Raw genomic sequence first — 16,563 nt, 5'->3', positions numbered from 1 at the left:
TCCAGGCTTCGTGCCCGAATACCATTAGGAAAAGCGGCACGATGGGTACAAGCATGGTCCAAAAAATTCGGGCACCCATGGAGTATGGTGTATTATCTAGATGCCTATCCTGGAAAACAACCGTCTCATCTTTTATTCTGAATGGACTTTGAAGGTTGTCGGGGTCCGTTAGGACTGCCGAGAATGGGTCCCACAGGAGAGAGGCAATTAGTATAAGCCATCCAATGAGGAGGGCTCCCCGTACACTCAACATTTTTCGTTCAGATACAGTAGAGAACATAAAGTATTATCTTTCTATGGCCACCGCATAGACGGAACTTAAATAGTTAATGATTTCTGCAATTCGCATCTTTGGCGATGCAGGCACTTATTTTGCAGATTAGACGCATCACGGGGTTTTAAAATCGTCAATTAACGCATGCCACTATGCGCCCCATGCATGGTGAGTTCCGCAATTTTTGTGATTATTATAGTCGTAGAAACGCGCAGCTAGGCAATTCACGCGTATTTATGGAACACGTCTCGATCTTCGAGATACCGGGAGAACGTTTTGATGATTTCACCCAGTTCGCACTCCCCCGCTTTTGTCTCAGAAGCGATAGATGCGGAACCCCATTCATTGCAGGTGCAGAATTGCACGGCATATTGCTCAGTTCTGGTTGCCCGTTTCACTCGTATTTTGACACTTTCATGCCTGATCTGGACTTATCCGAATCTTGCAACAGCCGAACCCGATTTATCAATTGAACCAATAAGTCCAATTCCTACGGCTATGACATTTGACAGTGGAAAGGTCGCCCTGGGTAAACGTCTTTTTTCAGATACACGCCTGTCTTATGAAAACGGTGTCTCCTGCGCAAGTTGTCATATTGCAGAACATAAGTTGACGGACGGCAAAGCAATATCGAGAGGCTTACCCGGTGCACCTGGCGAGACGAATGTACCTACGCTCTACAACGTTGGGCTAAACCCGATGCATGGTTGGGCCGGCCAAAGCAAAACGCTTGAAGAGCAGGTTGATATGGTCGTGCGTAAAAAAAGCACAATGGGGGCTTATTGGGATGGTGTCATCGCGATCTTAACCAACGACGAAAGCTTATCGAGCGCGTTCTCCGCCGTGTACGCTGACGGAATCACTCAAGCTACGATTACCGATGCACTTGCAGAATACGAAAGATCGCTTGTTACACCCAATGCCCCGTTCGATAAGTTCTTACGCGGAGATGACAATGCCATTAATGAGCAGGCGAAGGCGGGATACATACTTTTCAAGAATTATGGCTGCAGTTCATGTCACCAAGGTGTAAATGTCGGTGGCAACATGTTTCAGGTCTTTGGTATTTTTAGTAAGCCTGACGATTTGCCTGATCCTCATACGCCAGGCGCAGCCAAAAATACCGGCATCGATGATACGCGGCCAGTATTTCGCGTACCCCCTTTGCGGAACGTCGCAGAGACGGGTCCATATTTTCATAACGGATCTGCAGAAACACTCCCGGAAGCCATTAAGATCATGGGTTCGAGGCAACTTGGCCGTGATTTGAGCGATGATGACGTGACTAAACTTTACGAGTTTTTGAAGTCATTAAGCGGTGAATATAATGGGGTTTCCGTCAGTGGACGATAAGCAGAATATCAATTATTGACGAGGTATTTAACACCATGGAAATAACCTCGAGACGGAAATCTAAAGATGGTTTTCTCTCTTCAAAATTTGGCTGGGTCGCCTGTCTTTGTTTAATTGTCGCAGCCGCAAGTTGCCTTGGCGCACTGGTTTGGCACAATCAAAGGCCAGATACATCCTTATCGAATTTTCGCCAACAGTTTGAAAGTGCGCGCGGATTTGACGCTGACTGGAACGCCGGTATCATGGCGCTTCAGCTTGGCTTCGCGCCGAACTACGATACTGTTACTTCTAGTGGGCAAAGACTTAGAGCCAGCCTGGATGGGCTGAAAGCCCAGGCATCCGTGGATCCAAGGCTCGCTCCGATGCTCGATGCAATCCAAACCTATAGAGATTCGGTGGATCACAAGGCTTGGCTTTTTGAACAAGTCAAAGCAAGCTACGCTATGCTTAGGAACAGTGTCACGGTCATTCCTGATGCTGTTACAGATTTCTATACAGATCCGGATTCTTCGACCTTACTGAAGGAAAATAAAAGGGCATCTGACTACATTGCAGAGAGTACGACGAGTATGATGAGCTTTACGATAGCACCTACGGCGCTTCTGCGTCAGGCTGTCGATGAACAACTCAGCAGCGCTCGTAATGCAGCGAAAACTGCGTCTCCGGCTCTTGCACAGACTATGAATCGCTTCATTTCTCAATTGGAAGTCGCTGTGCGCGAAAGGCTGCGCGGAACTGAACTTATGCTTCAGATTACCCAAGTGCCGACGGCCGCAAACGCCGATCAAATCGCGGGCATGTTGCATAGTATAGCTGCTACTGAGAAAGCGACCCGCCAGACTGTTTGGGGTCTTATCGTGGTGTTAAGCGCGATAACGCTGATCATATTCTCTATTTTTGCCTATGTAGTTGTTCGTCGCTTTGTAAAACTCGATAACGACAACAGGTTGCTTCAGCAAGTTAATGAGAACGTCGAGGAACAGCTTGTTCAGTCGGCCAAGCTTTCCGCCCTAGGGCAAATGGTTGCGGGCATTACACATGAAATAAATACGCCTCTAGCATATGTGAAGGCCGTTTTCGAACTTCTTAAAGAACGCATGTTGACTGAAGAATCGAAGAAATCGCAAAAGGCAACAGAAGAAGAAGAAGAGCGTCGTGAAGAGTTGATGATGCTGCTCGATGACGGCTTGCACGGGCTGAATGAAATTGCGACCCTCGTCAGGACGATGAAAAATTTCAGTCGCCTCGACAAGGGAACGATCGAACCCTTTATCGTTGAAGAAGGTATTGAGAGCGCGCTTCTCTTGGCCCGACCGCAGTTGAAATATGTCGCTGACGTCCAAAAAGACTTCGATAACGTGCCTCCCGTCATGGCATCTCCCACACAGATTAGACAGGTTCTTTTGAACCTAATCGTAAATGCGGCGGATGCAATGGCAACGTGCGAGCGTCGTGGTGTGCTTACTCTGCGCACTCGAATTACAAGTTCGGATACGGTGCAGATCGAAGTTTGCGACAACGGTCCAGGCATTCCGGAACACATTTTACCTAAATTGTTCGATCCCTTCTTTACGACGAAGCCAGTTGGACAGGGAACCGGGATGGGACTCTCCATATGCTATCGTATTATCGAGAACCATGGAGGCACGATCGCGTTGAATTCGAAGGCGGGAAAAGGAACTGTAGTTACCATAACGTTGCCGCGGCAAGATGAAAAGCAACAACCAACCACCATTCCTGAAATTTCATTCACTCACCAGGCAGTTCCTGCCTGACTTATAGAGAATACGTTGAGACAGTCTGCGCTCAAAGGTTAAACGAGGTTCGAGATGACTAGTAAACCAGTTATATTGTTTGTTGATGACGAAGAGCGCATTGTAAAGTTGCTTAAGATCATGTTCCGCAACGACTACGAGGTCTATACGGCACTTGGCGCCAACGACGCGCTGGCAATCTTGGAAACGAAGACTGTCGACGTGATTATCAGCGATCAACGAATGCCCGACATGACAGGCATTCAACTTCTTTCGCAAGTGCGCGAGCGTTGGCCCAACACCGTACGTCTCCTCCTGACAGGATATAGCGATCTAGTGGCGATTGTCGGAGCCGTAAACGAAGGCGAAGTGTATCGCTTCATAAACAAGCCGTGGAACCAGTCGGAGCTGAGAAGCGTCATCGCTGAAGCTGTCGAATACGCACAGGAGTCCCGTAAGCTCGAAGAGAGTATTGGTTCAGTATGGCAAAACGACGGCGAACCGCCGTTTAGCGTGGCGTCCCAACTTCTTGCGATTGAAGGTTGTGAGGCTGACCGCCAAGATGTTGTTGAGATGTTTACCTACGATTATCGTGTTCACGCCGTGGCGTCTCTGAAAGATGCAATAAGCGTCCTTTCTCAGGAGGAGATCGGCGTTATTGTCACGAATGCGGAAGTTGATGGCGTGGATGTAACGGATTTGCTTAGCGAAATCGCGCAGTTCGACCCTGCGATTACTGTCGTCGTCATGACTAAAACGCCCCATAGTGACACAATCATCAAGTTGATTAACAGTGGCAAAATCTATCGGTTTGCCATGCAGCCGCTTAGCCCTAATCTGTTTCGTCTTGCCGTCCACGCTGCCATGCGTGAGCATCACCGGCGGCTTGCAGATCCGCGTGTCGTACGCCGTCGTAAACTCCGTGAGTTGCATAAGGATGGAGACAATGATGTGTACACAAGTCTTGTCGAAAGTCTGCGTAGGTTCACAGAAATCAATAACGAAAGCGACTCGCCATTGAAAATCAATTAGATCGTTCTTGACACTCTATGAATAAGGCCACAATTTCCGAGCGAAATTCGTGGGATTTAGTGGCCTTAACAATGCAGGGGGTGGCATCAAACGCTTTCTTAATTCGCACTGTTGCCGGTTGTACTGATATCGGACGTCCCCATGCGCTGGCAGTGCATTCTCGTGTTTCGCCAGTTTTTTGCCGCTTTTGAGCAGTCAGAAAATTTCCCCTTGGGGCAGTTATTGAAAAGCTTATAGTGGACACTCGCGCATTGGCTATCTACCATAGGCTCTTTGAAAGGTCGTAGTGGCGGCCATGACCCATTCCAACACCACCTTTAAGTTCATGAACGTTCACATTGAACTAACCGGATCTGGCGCATGATGAAAGTCAGAGGATGTGACAGTGAAGGTCGGGCGTCCCTGCTGTAGTATGGTCACCCATTATCATGGAGCGCACTGCCCTGCGTTTTTTGGCTAGCTTACGCGCTTTTCTTCCGATGCCGGGCGGCAAAGTTACCGAAAATATGTGAAAACTAGACAATCGATTCTGCCCCGCGCGGGGGGGCTGGCTCGGGCGTTTAGTCGGGAACTTTGCAGTGCGAGTCGGTTAGACAGTGCAGCCCCACGCCAGCAATTAATTGGGGGAAGACCAGTCAACAGCGTTGCTAATTCAAAGGTGTCTTCGCGCGGCCCGCACTTCTATTTTGTCGAGGGACTATTGCCGATATTTCTGAGTTCGATAAAATCAGAAAATACGGCTCGAGGTAGCCGGAGCGACAGTCATCCCCCGCACCTTGGTTGCCGTATGTCCATAGTGGACGTAAACACATGGAGATTTGAAATCTGAGAGTGAATAGCCAAATGGGGTTTCCATATAGCCAGGCTAGGAACAACGTGACGTAGTTGTGTCTAGCGCTCTTTCAACATTCTTTTCAATAGCTATGTGAATATTTAATGCCACTGCATCGGTTTGTACCTGCTTATAAATGCACTCGGGATGGGTTCAGTTTATCTCTTCAACTTCCAAAAGACTTTGTGGAGACATTTCCTCTGATATCAAACCCTTCTGCAAGATTAGGACGCGGTCTGCCAACGCAGCAATAAAATCGCGGCGTTGCTCAACAACGATCAAAGTCAAGCCTCTGCTCTTACGCAATGCGATTAAAGTCTCGACGATTTCTTCGTTGATCGACGGTTGGATACCTTCGGTGGGCTCGTCAAGCATAATCACTTTGGGCTCACCACACAAGCACCGAGCAAGCGCGAGAAGCTGCTGCTCGCCACCAGAAAGTAGACCACCGGCTCGAGACAAAAGGGGTTTTAAACGTGGAAATAGTTCTAGAACATCCTCCGTCACCCCTTTTTTGTGTCCTCCTGCAACAGCACTTCCTGCACGCAGGTTTTCAGCAACGGTCAGCGCTGGGAATATCTGGCGCCCTTGCGGTACGAGGCCTAAGCCCATTCTCGCGCGCTGATGCGGCGAGTAGTGCGTAATATCATGTCCTGCAAAGTTAATCCGACCTTGTGTGGCTGTGCGATAGCCCAACAATGTCGTAAGCAATGTCGTTTTTCCCATCCCGTTGTGCCCCCATATTCCGATCGCTTCGCCCTGTGCGACACCGAAGCTTATGCCATGGAGAATTGGAATGTTGCCATAGCCGGATGCAAGATTGGATACGGAAAGGATCATAGCGTCACGCCTCCGGTCTGCTTTCCAAGATACACGTCTTTGACACGTTGGTCCGCTAAAACACGTTCGATCGTATCTTCCATGAGAACCTCACCTCGGTTGAAGACGGTCACTTTCTTTGCGATCATTTTGATGAATTCCATGTCATGCTCAACCACGATGATCGAGCATTCCCGGTTAATGTCCAAAATTAACTCCGCAGTTCGCTCACGCTCTTTCCCAGTCATGCCAGCCGCGGGTTCGTCAAGCAAAATTAGTTTTGGGCGGGTGGCAATGACGACTCCAAGTTCGACCCACTGCCGTTGGCCGTGGGAGAGTTTTACAACGTCAGCCGAAGCAACGTGATTGAGTCTGATGGTATGGAGCACCTCGTCGGCGATAGCGTCAGCGACGACATGAGGATTGGTTTTGCGTGCAGCAAGCCAGAGGTTTTCTCGAACGCTTAGATTGTCGAAAAGACTTGGTATTTGAGTCTTTATCCCGACGCCAAGTCTAGCAATTTGATGCGTTTGAAGGCCTCTGGTTGGTGTCCCATTGATAGTGACACTACCAGTTGAGGGTCTATGGACACCAGTGAGCAGGCGGAAAAAAGTTGTTTTCCCCGCGCCGTTTGGACCAATGAGGCATCGCAGCTCACCGTCAGCGAGAGAAAAGTCCACATTTTGGATCGCTTTGAGCCCGCCGAAATGAATGCCAAGGTTTTTGGTTTCTACAAGGTTTGACATAGCGCTCATGCGGTTTTCTCTTCATGACGAGGGGGAGGCGTTTTAGACCTGATCTGACAAAAGAACTGTCGAACTGAGGGCACGAAACCTTGCCGTAACAAAAGGACCATGAGTGTTAATATGCCGCCAAGGATGACGTCCTTATTGACACTGTCAACCGTCGTCAGCCATGTGGTCAACCACTGAATGAAGAAGCAGCCGAGGATGGGGCCAATCAGTGTGCCGACACCTCCGACGACCACCCAGATGATGATTTGTACCGATTGCGATAAAGCAAAGACTGTAGGGTCGGTATAACTGCCCCAGTTCGCATATAGACTACCCGCAGCGCCTGCGATTGCGGCCCCGATTATGAACGTAATCAGTTTGTAGAGGCGGACGTCGTATCCAAGCAATTCGGAACGTTTCTCGTTTTCTTTAACCGATATGACAATCCGGCCGAAGTCACTTGCGATCAAAAACCGTAGTCCGATGTACGTAAGGGCTAGAAAACCAACGCAGACAGCGAAGAGTTCGATAGTGTTAAGCTCCCAGGTAGGAAAACCTGGTACGGTCAATCTAGGTACCGACGGAATTCCGTTAAAACCTCCAAGGGGAGCCACACCGATCTTGTAGGCCGAACCGGAAGTCGAATTTGCGACCTTGAAAAAAATCAACGAAACCGTCAACGTGATGGCACCAAGGTAAACATCACTGATACGGCCGTAGAACATAAAGTAGCCTAGTAGTGCTGCAAAAAGACAAGGAACTATTATCGCAACGATAAATGCCGATGTTGTCTCACCGAAATTAATTGCAGCGATTGCATAAGCGTATGAGCCCAATCCGAAAAACATCGCGTGACCAAAGGATAGAATCCCACCAAAGCCCCAAATAAAGGCAAGGGAGAGGGCAAGAATTGCCAGAATGACGTAGACGGTCATTTGCATGACTTCATATTCGTTGAAAAGTTTTGGTACGCAAATGATAGCGGACATCGCCAAGACGATAGCTGCAAACGCAGGCCCGTATTTTTTCCATTCGATGCTCATCATATGCTACTCCGGAAAATTCGACCGGTTATACCCTGTGGCATAAGGCGGACAAGTACAACGGCGGCAAGCAGCATGGCGACCTCGCCGAGAACGGGTGTTGTCAGGAAACTAGTAACCTGATTGACCGTGCCAAATAAGGTGGATGCGCTGAGCGTCCCAGCTACTACGGATGCTCCGCCGCCAATGACAGTAATGAATGCTTTCGCAACAAAACTTGCCCCGATGCTGGGCATCACGCCCGTTATGGGCGCCATTATTCCGCCAGCCAAGCCTGCCAGAGCCGCGCCGAGCCCGAATGTTAGGGCATAGGTGCGCTTAGGATCGATGCCGACTGCCGACGCCATGTCCGGGTTTTGCATCGTAGCTCGCGCAATTAAACCGAACTCAGTTTTCTTTAAAAGAAGCACAAGCGCCCCCACAACGAGGACGGCTACCCCAATGATAAAGAACTTGTACCCGCTGACATTGGCGGAGCCGATCGTCACAGCTGAAATTGGAGACGAAATGCCGGTGGTGGTATTACCGAAGACAGTCGTTATCAAGCCCACAAACAATAAGGATAGCCCCCAAGTCGCAAGCATTGTATCGATGATGCGTCCATAAAGATGACGGATGACGAGGCGTTCAACAATTAGGCCGAGAATACCTACAACAATTGGTGCTACAACTAAGACTGCGATGTAGAAATTCACACCGAGACTGACGGCCGTTATAGCCGTATACGCGCCAAGCATTAGAAACTCACCATGAGCGAGATTGATCACTCGCATCATCCCAAACACGATAGCAAGGCCAATTGCAATGAGGATAAGACTGGCCACACTGGACAGAATCTCCAGCCCAGCAATTAATACGAAAGTCACGGTTTCCTCCCATGAAGGCAACCTTGCTCGTTCTGTTATGCACCAAACTGGCAAGGTTCTTCGCTGATGGCGTCACTACACGCGGTCCCGCGTACAGTGGCAAAATACGGCACTTCGAGTGCTTTTACGGTGTAATGACGAACTGTTCGTTTGAATCCGGATCACGCTCGAGATTGCAGACCGCTTGCGTATCGACGGAGGCTTGTTGATCCCATTGCTTCAGGATTTCAAAGGTTTGGTTCTTTGTTTCCGCCATACGTGCATCAACTTTGACATGGTGCGTCTGCGGATCAATAGTTACCAAGCCACTTGGACCGTCAATTGATATACCAGCTTCCAAGGCCTCGATGACCTTCTGGCGATCAATGCTGTTTGCGGCAGTTACCGCCTTGGCCCACAAATGCATACCTTGATAGGTGTTCGATGCAAATTCGGTAACGACCGGATAGTTGTCGCCGAACTTTTTATGCCAGCGTTCAAGAAACGCTTTGTTGACGGGGGAATCGATCGTTTCAAAATAGCTTGCAAACGTCACAATTCCGTCGCCTTCTGCAGGGGAGAGAACTTTTTGTTCCTGCCCATGACTGAAAGTACTCGAAACTATAGGCATTTTCGAATTGAGGCCAGCTGCGGCCCACTGGCGGTAGAACGAAACGTGTGGACCTCCGACGAGCGCTGAGAACACCATATCGGGGCCGACCGATTGAATTTTCTGGATCGTTGGGCCGAAATCGGAAACATCGAGGGGAAAGAACTCAACTGCGACCACCTGACCGCCGTTTTCCGCGGCTAGTTTTTTGACCCAGTCGGAGATGATTTGTCCGTAATTGTAGTCGGCTGCGACGATATAAATGGATTTACCGAACCGGCTGATCGATTCAGGCACAGCTGACGCTAAATTTTGGGCAGGCGTTGCACCGGTGCAGAACGTGTTACGGTCGCAAACGCCGCCTTCATATTGTGTGTTATAAAAATAAAGCGTTTTAGCTCGTCGCATTACCGGTCTGATGACCTCGCGCGAGGCGGACGTCATACCACCGTGTACAACAGCAACTCTATCCGCAAGGGCCATCTTCTGTGCAATTTGAGTATACTGCTGCATGTTGGACTGTGGGTCTTGGGTGATTAGACGTATCTGTCTGCCTAGGAGTCCGCCAGACTCATTGATTTCCTCGGCTGCTAGAATAAGCGCATCAGCCATCGGTTTTCCGTAAAGGTCGAGCCCCCCTGAAAGATCGTGGATGCCTCCTACCAGGATGTCGTCGGCAGCAAATGCTTTTGAATTCAGAAGTGCCGGGCCAACGGCTAGGACAGCCGAAGACAAAGCTGCATTTTTTAGAAACTCGCGTCTTGAAGTCATTGCATGTTCCCCTTTTTTATTTTGGTATGTTCGCTAAGATTTCCGTTAGCTCTCGAGTTGTTCAAATGCGTGAGCAGCGCGGTAAATCGTCATTTCGTCATAGTGCTTTCCGACGAGCATCATTCCGATAGGCAGACCGTCGATTGATCCGCAAGGTATACTGATCGCCGGATGACTCGTTAGATCAAATGGAAAAGTATTGGCCATATTTTCTGTGGCACGACGCAAGGCGAGCGTACGTGAAGCGGTGTTGTCCGGCAAACGTGTCGCCTTCATGGGCGTAGTTGGCATTAACAAAAGGTCGTGTCGAGCCAGTGCAGCGTCATATTCAGCTCGGAGTTTGCGGGTTAGGTTTTGCGCCTTCGCATAGTATCGACCGCTGCCTGCTCGTATCATACTTTCTCCGACCAGCATTGTCTTCTTGACGGAGTCCGGGAGCTCATTTGCTCGCTCACGCCACTTAGCATGGGCGTCGATCATGCTGGTGGCATAGAGGCCTTTCCAGTTGAACCCGTGACCGTTGCCTTTCATCAGCTGTTCCGTTGCGCCTTCGAAAGCGACGACAACCCAAAGGGCCGAACCCAATCGATGCATGGGTATAGAAATTTCCTCGACATTCGCACCAAGTTGCCTGAACTTCGCTGCGGCGGCACGCACGGTTTCGTCAACATCGTTTTCGGATTCGGCGTGTGCAAAGCCTTCCTTTAAGATGGCAATTTTTAAGCCGGCCACAGATTTTCCGAGTGCATCGGTGTATTGTTGGGGTTGGATAGAAGCTGATTGTCGCGGATCAAATCCATCGTATCCCGCGAGTACCTCAAGCATCAACGCATTATCAGCAACAGTGCGCGTCATCGGCCCCAGATGGTCGATGGTAAGCTCTATGGGCATAGCACCCGTGTATGGGACGAGGCCCCATGTTGGTTTCATGCCTACGATACCGCAGTAAGAAGCGGGCGTACGAATAGAACCGCCTTGATCCCCGCCGACTGCCATATCGGCTTCGCCAGTCGCGATAAGAACCGCGCATCCCGATGATGATCCAGCAGCCGAATAGTCTGAACGATGAGGATTTCTGACCGGACCCAGTGCGCCAGTATGAGAACCTCCTGAAAGACAAAGATACTCACAGTGCGCTTTTCCTACTATGGTAGCCCCTGCATCCAACAAACGTGTTACGACTGTTGCGTCTATATCCGGCACATACCCCTCTAACGTTGACGCTCCATTCATCATCGGGACACCTGCAACAGCAATATTGTCTTTGATAACAACAGATTTACCAGACAGCTTGCCTTGAGCCGCACCCTTGATATCAGTTTTTACGTACCAAGCATTCAAGGGGTTGTCTGCGAGGGCTGGCCGTATGCCTGAGGTGCGAGGATACTTAACATCCGGCAGGTAATCAGGCTCTGCCTCGACAAGGTCATAAAGGTCGAGTGTCGATTGCATCTCCTCCATAAAGAAATCGAGATCGGCGGAAGATAAGTCAAGAGACAGACTTTCAGCGGTCGCCTTCAGCTCTTTCAAATCAGGACGGATTACCGGCATCAAGGATATTCCATATATAGAAGAGGTTTCAGGATGGTGAATAGTAAAATTTTTTATTGGTCTGTCAAGCTTATAGCGCAAACAACCGCTGATACATCTGTAACGCCGTGTTCAAGCAACCCCCGGCCAATCTAGGAAGAACTGTCAAATATTTACTAGATTCAGAAAGCATTTCCGTTATCCTACAGCTTTGGTGAGTGGGGTCGCAACCGTTCCGTCGAAACCTTCCAGGCTCGCAAACGGGAGCAAACCTGTAGTGGGATTACAGTTTACGTACTCGAAGCTTGCAGACTGATTTACGAACAACTCGTGCCATGACACGAATTCGCGCTCTTGCTTGAATTTACGGTTCATCGCAATGGCATGCTTGTAAATATCAAGATGCGTCTTATGCGATGCGGCCCAACTTTCGAGATGCTCCATTGATATGAAGTGTGCGAGGACAGAGGTCTCACGTTTCTCGCTTCCATCCTCGTTTAAATTAGTGAGAATGCGAAGCGCGAGCGTTCCCGTTTTTTGCTTATTATCCAGCAGGTAGCTCATGCCTGTCATTAGTCGCGGTCGCATATTCTGGGTGTAGTCTTCAAGCTGTTCCTGGTGCGCATGGGCCCAGTACTGGCCTGACCGAAGAGTCACCATATTAAGCGGAGCGCGGATCTGGATTCGCTTCCCCTTTGACTCAGTTTCTTTCGGCTGTTGGAGAGGGGCGCTACAAGGTGTGTTCAATGGATCAATTGCTGACAACGGTATACGATCTCGAGCTGCTCCAAAATAGCCATTTGTGGTTATCGGGACAATTGTACTTCCCGCCGTGCGGCCAATTCCAATGCGATACCAATTCTCTGAGTAGATCGTTTCGTGCCGGTCATAAGGTACCGAAATCGTTTCACGCCACACGCCGCTTGTTTCAGCCAGACGAGCGTCGCTTTTAAACCAGGCGGTAAGTTCGGATCGAAGACAGAACCTAGCGTGGCGCACAGCATCCACCCAATATCCGACGATGACCGCATTCGTATCACCGAGTTCATCGGTCGCCCGCATTATTTCGTACGTATCCGGGCCATCTTCGTCCGCAAAGCTTTCGCGTGCAAAATTGAAAAAATCCGTCTCGCGCCCTAACGGCAGTCCATTTTGTTGCATGGCAAAATAGTCGGAGATAATCGCGGATACAGGTTGTTCCCAGCGCAATGCATAACGCGGCGCCGCAGGATTGTGGCAGTCGGGTTTGCGTGGTGCTATCGTTCTATCGTACTTGACGTGAAAGACCATACAACACTCCCTTACAATGATCAGTGAATAGACTCGCAGTTCGCGACTGCGAGAGTTGCGGAACGGGATTTTGAAGGTCCGGGTTGCCAATAGATACGCAGAACGGATGCCCGGACTCGAACCACTATTTATTGAACGTGACGACCTGTTGCGGCGCATCGTTTACGTCCAAACGGAATATGTCTGGGCGCGCATAATGACCAACTACATCGAAATCCAGCTGCGCTCGGGTAATGTCGTCAGTATCTAGATCCGCGATTAGGATTGTTTCTCCTGAATAATCAGGACCTGCAACGATGTGGCCTAACGGGCTGACGATAAGTGCCCCTCCGCGCATGAGAACGTTCGAACCGCTGTGTGGGAGGTGGTTAACAATCGCGCTTGGGGAATCCTCTGTCGTCAGGTATTGGCACGATGAGATCACGAAGCAACGGCCTTCCAATGCGATATGGCGCATCGTCGCTACCCAGGTATCTCGATCGTCTGCCGTAGGAGCGCAGTAAATTTTAATGTTCTGACCAAACATCGCCATCCTCATCAACGGCATATAGTTTTCCCAGCAAATTACGGCCCCCATCGCCCCCCATGGGGTCTCCACGGTTTTCAGCGTAGAGCCATCACCGAAGCCCCAAATAAGTTTTTCAGAAGCTGTGGGCATCAGCTTGCGATGTTTCCCGGCAAGCCCATCAGGCGTGAAGTAAAGTGCAGTACAATATAAAGTCCCACCATCCCGTTCGATGACGCCAATAGTAAGAAATATCTCTGCTGCTTGAACCGCTTCCGCAATGAGTGCCGTTTCAGGGCCAGGAACATTAATTGCCTGAGAGTGATAGAAGGCGAACTCGCTTCGTCCTTCAGCAGTTCTGGAACCGATTGTGACGCCGAAATTTGCACCTTTCGGGTATCCGCCTACAAAGGCTTCAGGGAAAACGGCTACGTTGACGTCCTGGTTGGCTAGTCTTCCTATAAGATCGACGACTTTGTCCACTGTTGCCTTCGTATCACCCACCACAGGTGTGGCTTGAACCGCTGCCGCCCTAAATGAGGTCATAGTATCCTCCTCCATCATATACTTCGACCAGCTGAAGATAATTCAGCATATGGAATAAATAAGCGTTAGCGGGTTGTCCATTCACGGTCAAGCCCGTTTGAGTTGGATTTGTACAAACGTGGTCGAAAATGAGCTTTTTGGACGCAAATAGCCTAGTGAATAAGGTCGCCGAATCGCGAAAGCTTCCTGGCTAGGAGTTGAATAGCCTCAATAGCCTGAAGCTCCACTTTGGGCGTGAGATCACCCTCATACATCGTAATTGCGACGCCGGCGATTGCCTTGTTCGCTCCCCCTGACACGACGGCTCCATACGAGCACATATGCGGACGTGTCCCTTTGATCTCTTCAGAATAGCCTTGTTCGCGTGTCTGTCGTAAAATCGCCAGAAGTTCGCCCCGGTACTTGGGATTATCCTTCGTCAGCTGTGGCAACTCATCGTCTGGATAGAGCGCTTTAACCTCATCATCGCTTAAAGACGCCAGCAAGGCGCGCCCGCTTGCCATGCAACAGGCCGGTAGCCTAGTGCCAGCTTTGAACGTTACACCCAATGGCTGTGGGCTGTTACGCGTCGCGATAAAGTACACGTCAGGTCCCTCAAGTACCGAAAGCGTTGCGCCGTTCTCTCGGATAATTTGGATCTCGTCGCAGGCCGAATGAAAATGTTCAACTATTTCATAGCGGTTAATCTTGGAACTGGCCAAGTCAAGGATACGCAGTGTCAAGTCGAAGGTTGCATCGCTACGTCGCGAAAGATAGCCTTCGTTCATCAGCGTGGTGCAGATCGAATGTGCAGAACTCATCGCGATACCTAGGTTTGTAGCGATCGTCGTCAAATTTTGTCGCTCCATGGAACCAGCTATCAACTCGAGAACTCGTAGACCACGCACGAGTGCAGGGGCGCCGCTTTTCTTCGTCATGCTATTCTCCATAGAGGGGCCGTTTCAGTATATTGAATTACTCGGTAAATGGTGCGGCGGATATCGGTGTGTCAAGTTTTTCCATATTCAGATGCAAATCCGGGTTGTTGAGCGTCGGAAGAACCTTGCAAAGTCCTCGATTATTATTCTATATACTGAATATAGTTCTGGATATGGAATACTTCAGTTATTGTGCAAATGTTCGCAAGGAAGGGGTATAGGTTGGAATTCGAAAACAGAGCCTTCTTTCATAAAGGTATGAGAGAGTGGCAAGACAAATTTGATGGCCGCAGAACCGCCGAAGCTATTGAGCGTCGTCGAAAACACTATCAGTTTTGGGATGACGAGATAGATATCATAAGTCAGGCTAGATTCTTCTTTATCGCATCCGCTTACGAGGGATATGTGGACTGCAACATCAAGTCAGGCGATCCTGGCTTTGTTCAAGTTGTCGGGCCAAATGCGCTTGAATATCCTGAATATGATGGAAACTCGATGTATAGAACACTGGGCAACATTGTGAAGAACCCAAATATTGGTATGCTCTTTGTCGTCTTCGACGGTAAAAGCCGCCGTATAAGGATCAATGGCAAAGCCATCGCGACCACTGACCCAGCGGTACTCGACCGGCATTTTGGAGCTAAAGTAGTCGTACGGGTCGAATGTGAAATTTATCCCAACTGTCCACGCTATCTCCCGCAGATGGTCGATAATGGAAAGTCTCCTCACGTGCCACGCAAGGAACATCCGACACCTCCTGCGCCGGAATGGAAAACCCGAGACTATATTCGCGATATTTTGCCCAACGATGATCCCCATCGCCGTAAAGAATAATTAGCGGATTAATTTTGGCACCTCGCTGATATTGCGTTGGACGGGAAACGCTAAGATTGCAGCTTAAAGAACTTCGCGGTCTCACATTACCTACCCCCCCCGCGCTTTCAAAGCAAATGATGTGATGACAAGTACAGCCGACAAGATATTCATCTTTTCAGAATGGATCTGTCGCAAAATTTCGGCGGGACAAAATAAGGCTGACCGCTGGGCGCAACTATGCCGCAAACGCTGTGAATTGTTTTTTGCGTGGAAGCGGTGCGGTTGACCTGAAATTGCCTTGCAGCTTACGCATCATGTGAACGAGCACGATACATACCAGCCAGAGTGATGCTGGCGGCGGCTTCGGACTTGAAGCCGAGCATGTATCGTATCCGTTGTTTGACACGGCGATGATACTACTGGGCCTGAAGCCTGAGGAAAAAAACGATCGAAAATCGCCACCGTCGCAAGTCAAGGAAAACGGCGCAACTGAACATTGAAGTTGCGCCGGAAGATAAAATCCGTCCTTGCGAACTGGACGACAAGCGCGATCTGTTAGCAGGTGGCGATGTTATGTCCTACTTACTGGATCTCGTGGAACGCGCTGGACATAGGTACCCCCTTGTCACACGTTGCATGCTTGTTTGAGGACGTCTGCAGCGTCAAACGCACCGCGGGCTCCAGCTTCGCCTTTGCACAACATGATAACTGCCACTCCAACATTAGCGGTCGGAGCATAAACCGGCGTCATAGCCAAAGCCACCTCGAGTATCGGCCTAACAGACATGCACGACCCTTTCGTTTTGTGGTTGGTTGAGGATACGTGTAAAAAGTTTTCATAGGAAATCATTAGATATTTTTTGCCTCATCGGCGGCAACTTTTATGGACAAC

At 49.6% G+C, this 16,563-nt stretch carries 13 protein-coding genes and 2 pseudogenes; 4 read left to right on the top strand and 11 right to left on the bottom strand.

The annotated features are described in order from the left end of the window. Positions 1 to 553: 553 nt before the first annotated feature. From KMS41_23170 to KMS41_23160, 3 genes are read left to right on the top strand one after another with little or no spacing between them, the layout of a single operon-like run. The gene (locus KMS41_23170; GenBank protein QWK80618.1) at positions 554 to 1,627 is read left to right on the top strand and encodes a c-type cytochrome; all 1,074 of its coding nucleotides are present in this window, start codon (positions 554 to 556) and stop codon (positions 1,625 to 1,627) included. Positions 1,628 to 1,662: 35 nt separating this feature from the next. Beyond that, entirely contained in the window at positions 1,663 to 3,402 is a 1,740-nt protein-coding gene (locus tag KMS41_23165) for a hypothetical protein (GenBank protein ID QWK80617.1), read from the top strand. A gap of 54 nt (positions 3,403 to 3,456) precedes the next feature. Beyond that, entirely contained in the window at positions 3,457 to 4,413 is a 957-nt protein-coding gene (locus tag KMS41_23160; GenBank protein QWK80616.1) for a response regulator, read from the top strand. A 985-nt stretch (positions 4,414 to 5,398) separates the two neighbouring features. Here KMS41_23160 and KMS41_23155 read toward each other — a convergent pair. The 10 genes and pseudogenes from KMS41_23155 to KMS41_23110 all read right to left on the bottom strand — a co-directional run bounded on the left by KMS41_23155 (position 5,399) and on the right by KMS41_23110 (position 14,867). Beyond that, positions 5,399 to 6,085 (bottom strand): ABC transporter ATP-binding protein, encoded by a 687-nt coding sequence (locus KMS41_23155; protein ID QWK80615.1) that lies wholly within the window; start codon positions 6,083 to 6,085, stop codon positions 5,399 to 5,401. Next, the gene (locus KMS41_23150; GenBank protein QWK80614.1) at positions 6,082 to 6,819 is read right to left on the bottom strand and encodes an ATP-binding cassette domain-containing protein; all 738 of its coding nucleotides are present in this window, start codon (positions 6,817 to 6,819) and stop codon (positions 6,082 to 6,084) included. The genes KMS41_23155 and KMS41_23150 overlap by 4 nt, the downstream gene beginning before the upstream one ends. Beyond that, positions 6,816 to 7,841 (bottom strand): branched-chain amino acid ABC transporter permease, encoded by a 1,026-nt coding sequence (locus tag KMS41_23145; GenBank protein ID QWK81196.1) that lies wholly within the window; start codon positions 7,839 to 7,841, stop codon positions 6,816 to 6,818. The genes KMS41_23150 and KMS41_23145 overlap by 4 nt, the downstream gene beginning before the upstream one ends. Next, entirely contained in the window at positions 7,841 to 8,707 is an 867-nt protein-coding gene (locus tag KMS41_23140; GenBank protein ID QWK80613.1) for a branched-chain amino acid ABC transporter permease, read from the bottom strand. The genes KMS41_23145 and KMS41_23140 overlap by 1 nt, the downstream gene beginning before the upstream one ends. A gap of 124 nt (positions 8,708 to 8,831) precedes the next feature. After that, entirely contained in the window at positions 8,832 to 10,067 is a 1,236-nt protein-coding gene (locus KMS41_23135; GenBank protein QWK80612.1) for a transporter substrate-binding protein, read from the bottom strand. Between the two features lie 45 nt (positions 10,068 to 10,112). After that, entirely contained in the window at positions 10,113 to 11,618 is a 1,506-nt protein-coding gene (locus KMS41_23130) for an amidase (protein ID QWK80611.1), read from the bottom strand. A 177-nt stretch (positions 11,619 to 11,795) separates the two neighbouring features. Continuing rightward, positions 11,796 to 12,887 (bottom strand): phenylacetaldoxime dehydratase family protein, encoded by a 1,092-nt coding sequence (locus KMS41_23125; GenBank protein QWK80610.1) that lies wholly within the window; start codon positions 12,885 to 12,887, stop codon positions 11,796 to 11,798. Positions 12,888 to 13,011: 124 nt separating this feature from the next. Then, entirely contained in the window at positions 13,012 to 13,956 is a 945-nt protein-coding gene (locus tag KMS41_23120) for a carbon-nitrogen hydrolase family protein (protein QWK80609.1), read from the bottom strand. 134 nt (positions 13,957 to 14,090) lie between these two features. After that, complete coding sequence (locus KMS41_23115; protein ID QWK81195.1) at positions 14,091 to 14,441, bottom strand: hypothetical protein; 351 nt, start codon at positions 14,439 to 14,441, stop codon at positions 14,091 to 14,093. A gap of 72 nt (positions 14,442 to 14,513) precedes the next feature. After that, a pseudogene (locus KMS41_23110) lies at positions 14,514 to 14,867 on the bottom strand (helix-turn-helix domain-containing protein). Between the two features lie 210 nt (positions 14,868 to 15,077). Between KMS41_23110 and KMS41_23105 the strand changes: the two are divergent. Beyond that, complete coding sequence (locus KMS41_23105; protein QWK80608.1) at positions 15,078 to 15,689, top strand: pyridoxamine 5'-phosphate oxidase family protein; 612 nt, start codon at positions 15,078 to 15,080, stop codon at positions 15,687 to 15,689. Between the two features lie 217 nt (positions 15,690 to 15,906). On the opposite strand, the pseudogene KMS41_23100 reads toward KMS41_23105, so the two are convergent. Next, positions 15,907 to 16,084 (bottom strand): annotated as a pseudogene (locus KMS41_23100) (transposase). Positions 16,085 to 16,563: the final 479 nt, after the last annotated feature.

Origin of the sequence: Ochrobactrum sp. BTU1 (genome assembly GCA_018798825.1) — a bacterium.
Classification (GTDB): Bacteria; Pseudomonadota; Alphaproteobacteria; order Rhizobiales; family Rhizobiaceae; genus Brucella.
Note: the sequence above shows the minus strand (reverse complement) of the source record. Positions and strands in the feature narration are given on the sequence as shown.

Excerpts from the sequence above, each read along its gene's own strand:
- KMS41_23155 (QWK80615.1), bottom strand. The coding sequence starts at position 6,085 with ATGATCCTTTCCGTATCCAATCTTGCATCCGGCTATGGCAACATTCCA.
- KMS41_23145 (QWK81196.1), bottom strand. The coding sequence starts at position 7,841 with ATGAGCATCGAATGGAAAAAATACGGGCCTGCGTTTGCAGCTATCGTC.
- KMS41_23165 (QWK80617.1), top strand. The coding sequence starts at position 1,663 with ATGGAAATAACCTCGAGACGGAAATCTAAAGATGGTTTTCTCTCTTCA.
- KMS41_23130 (QWK80611.1), bottom strand. The coding sequence starts at position 11,618 with ATGCCGGTAATCCGTCCTGATTTGAAAGAGCTGAAGGCGACCGCTGAA.
- KMS41_23160 (QWK80616.1), top strand. The coding sequence starts at position 3,457 with ATGACTAGTAAACCAGTTATATTGTTTGTTGATGACGAAGAGCGCATT.
- KMS41_23120 (QWK80609.1), bottom strand. The coding sequence starts at position 13,956 with ATGATGGAGGAGGATACTATGACCTCATTTAGGGCGGCAGCGGTTCAA.
- KMS41_23170 (QWK80618.1), top strand. The coding sequence starts at position 554 with ATGATTTCACCCAGTTCGCACTCCCCCGCTTTTGTCTCAGAAGCGATA.
- KMS41_23125 (QWK80610.1), bottom strand. The coding sequence starts at position 12,887 with ATGGTCTTTCACGTCAAGTACGATAGAACGATAGCACCACGCAAACCC.
- KMS41_23150 (QWK80614.1), bottom strand. The coding sequence starts at position 6,819 with ATGAGCGCTATGTCAAACCTTGTAGAAACCAAAAACCTTGGCATTCAT.
- KMS41_23135 (QWK80612.1), bottom strand. The coding sequence starts at position 10,067 with ATGACTTCAAGACGCGAGTTTCTAAAAAATGCAGCTTTGTCTTCGGCT.
- KMS41_23115 (QWK81195.1), bottom strand. The coding sequence starts at position 14,441 with ATGGCAAGCGGGCGCGCCTTGCTGGCGTCTTTAAGCGATGATGAGGTT.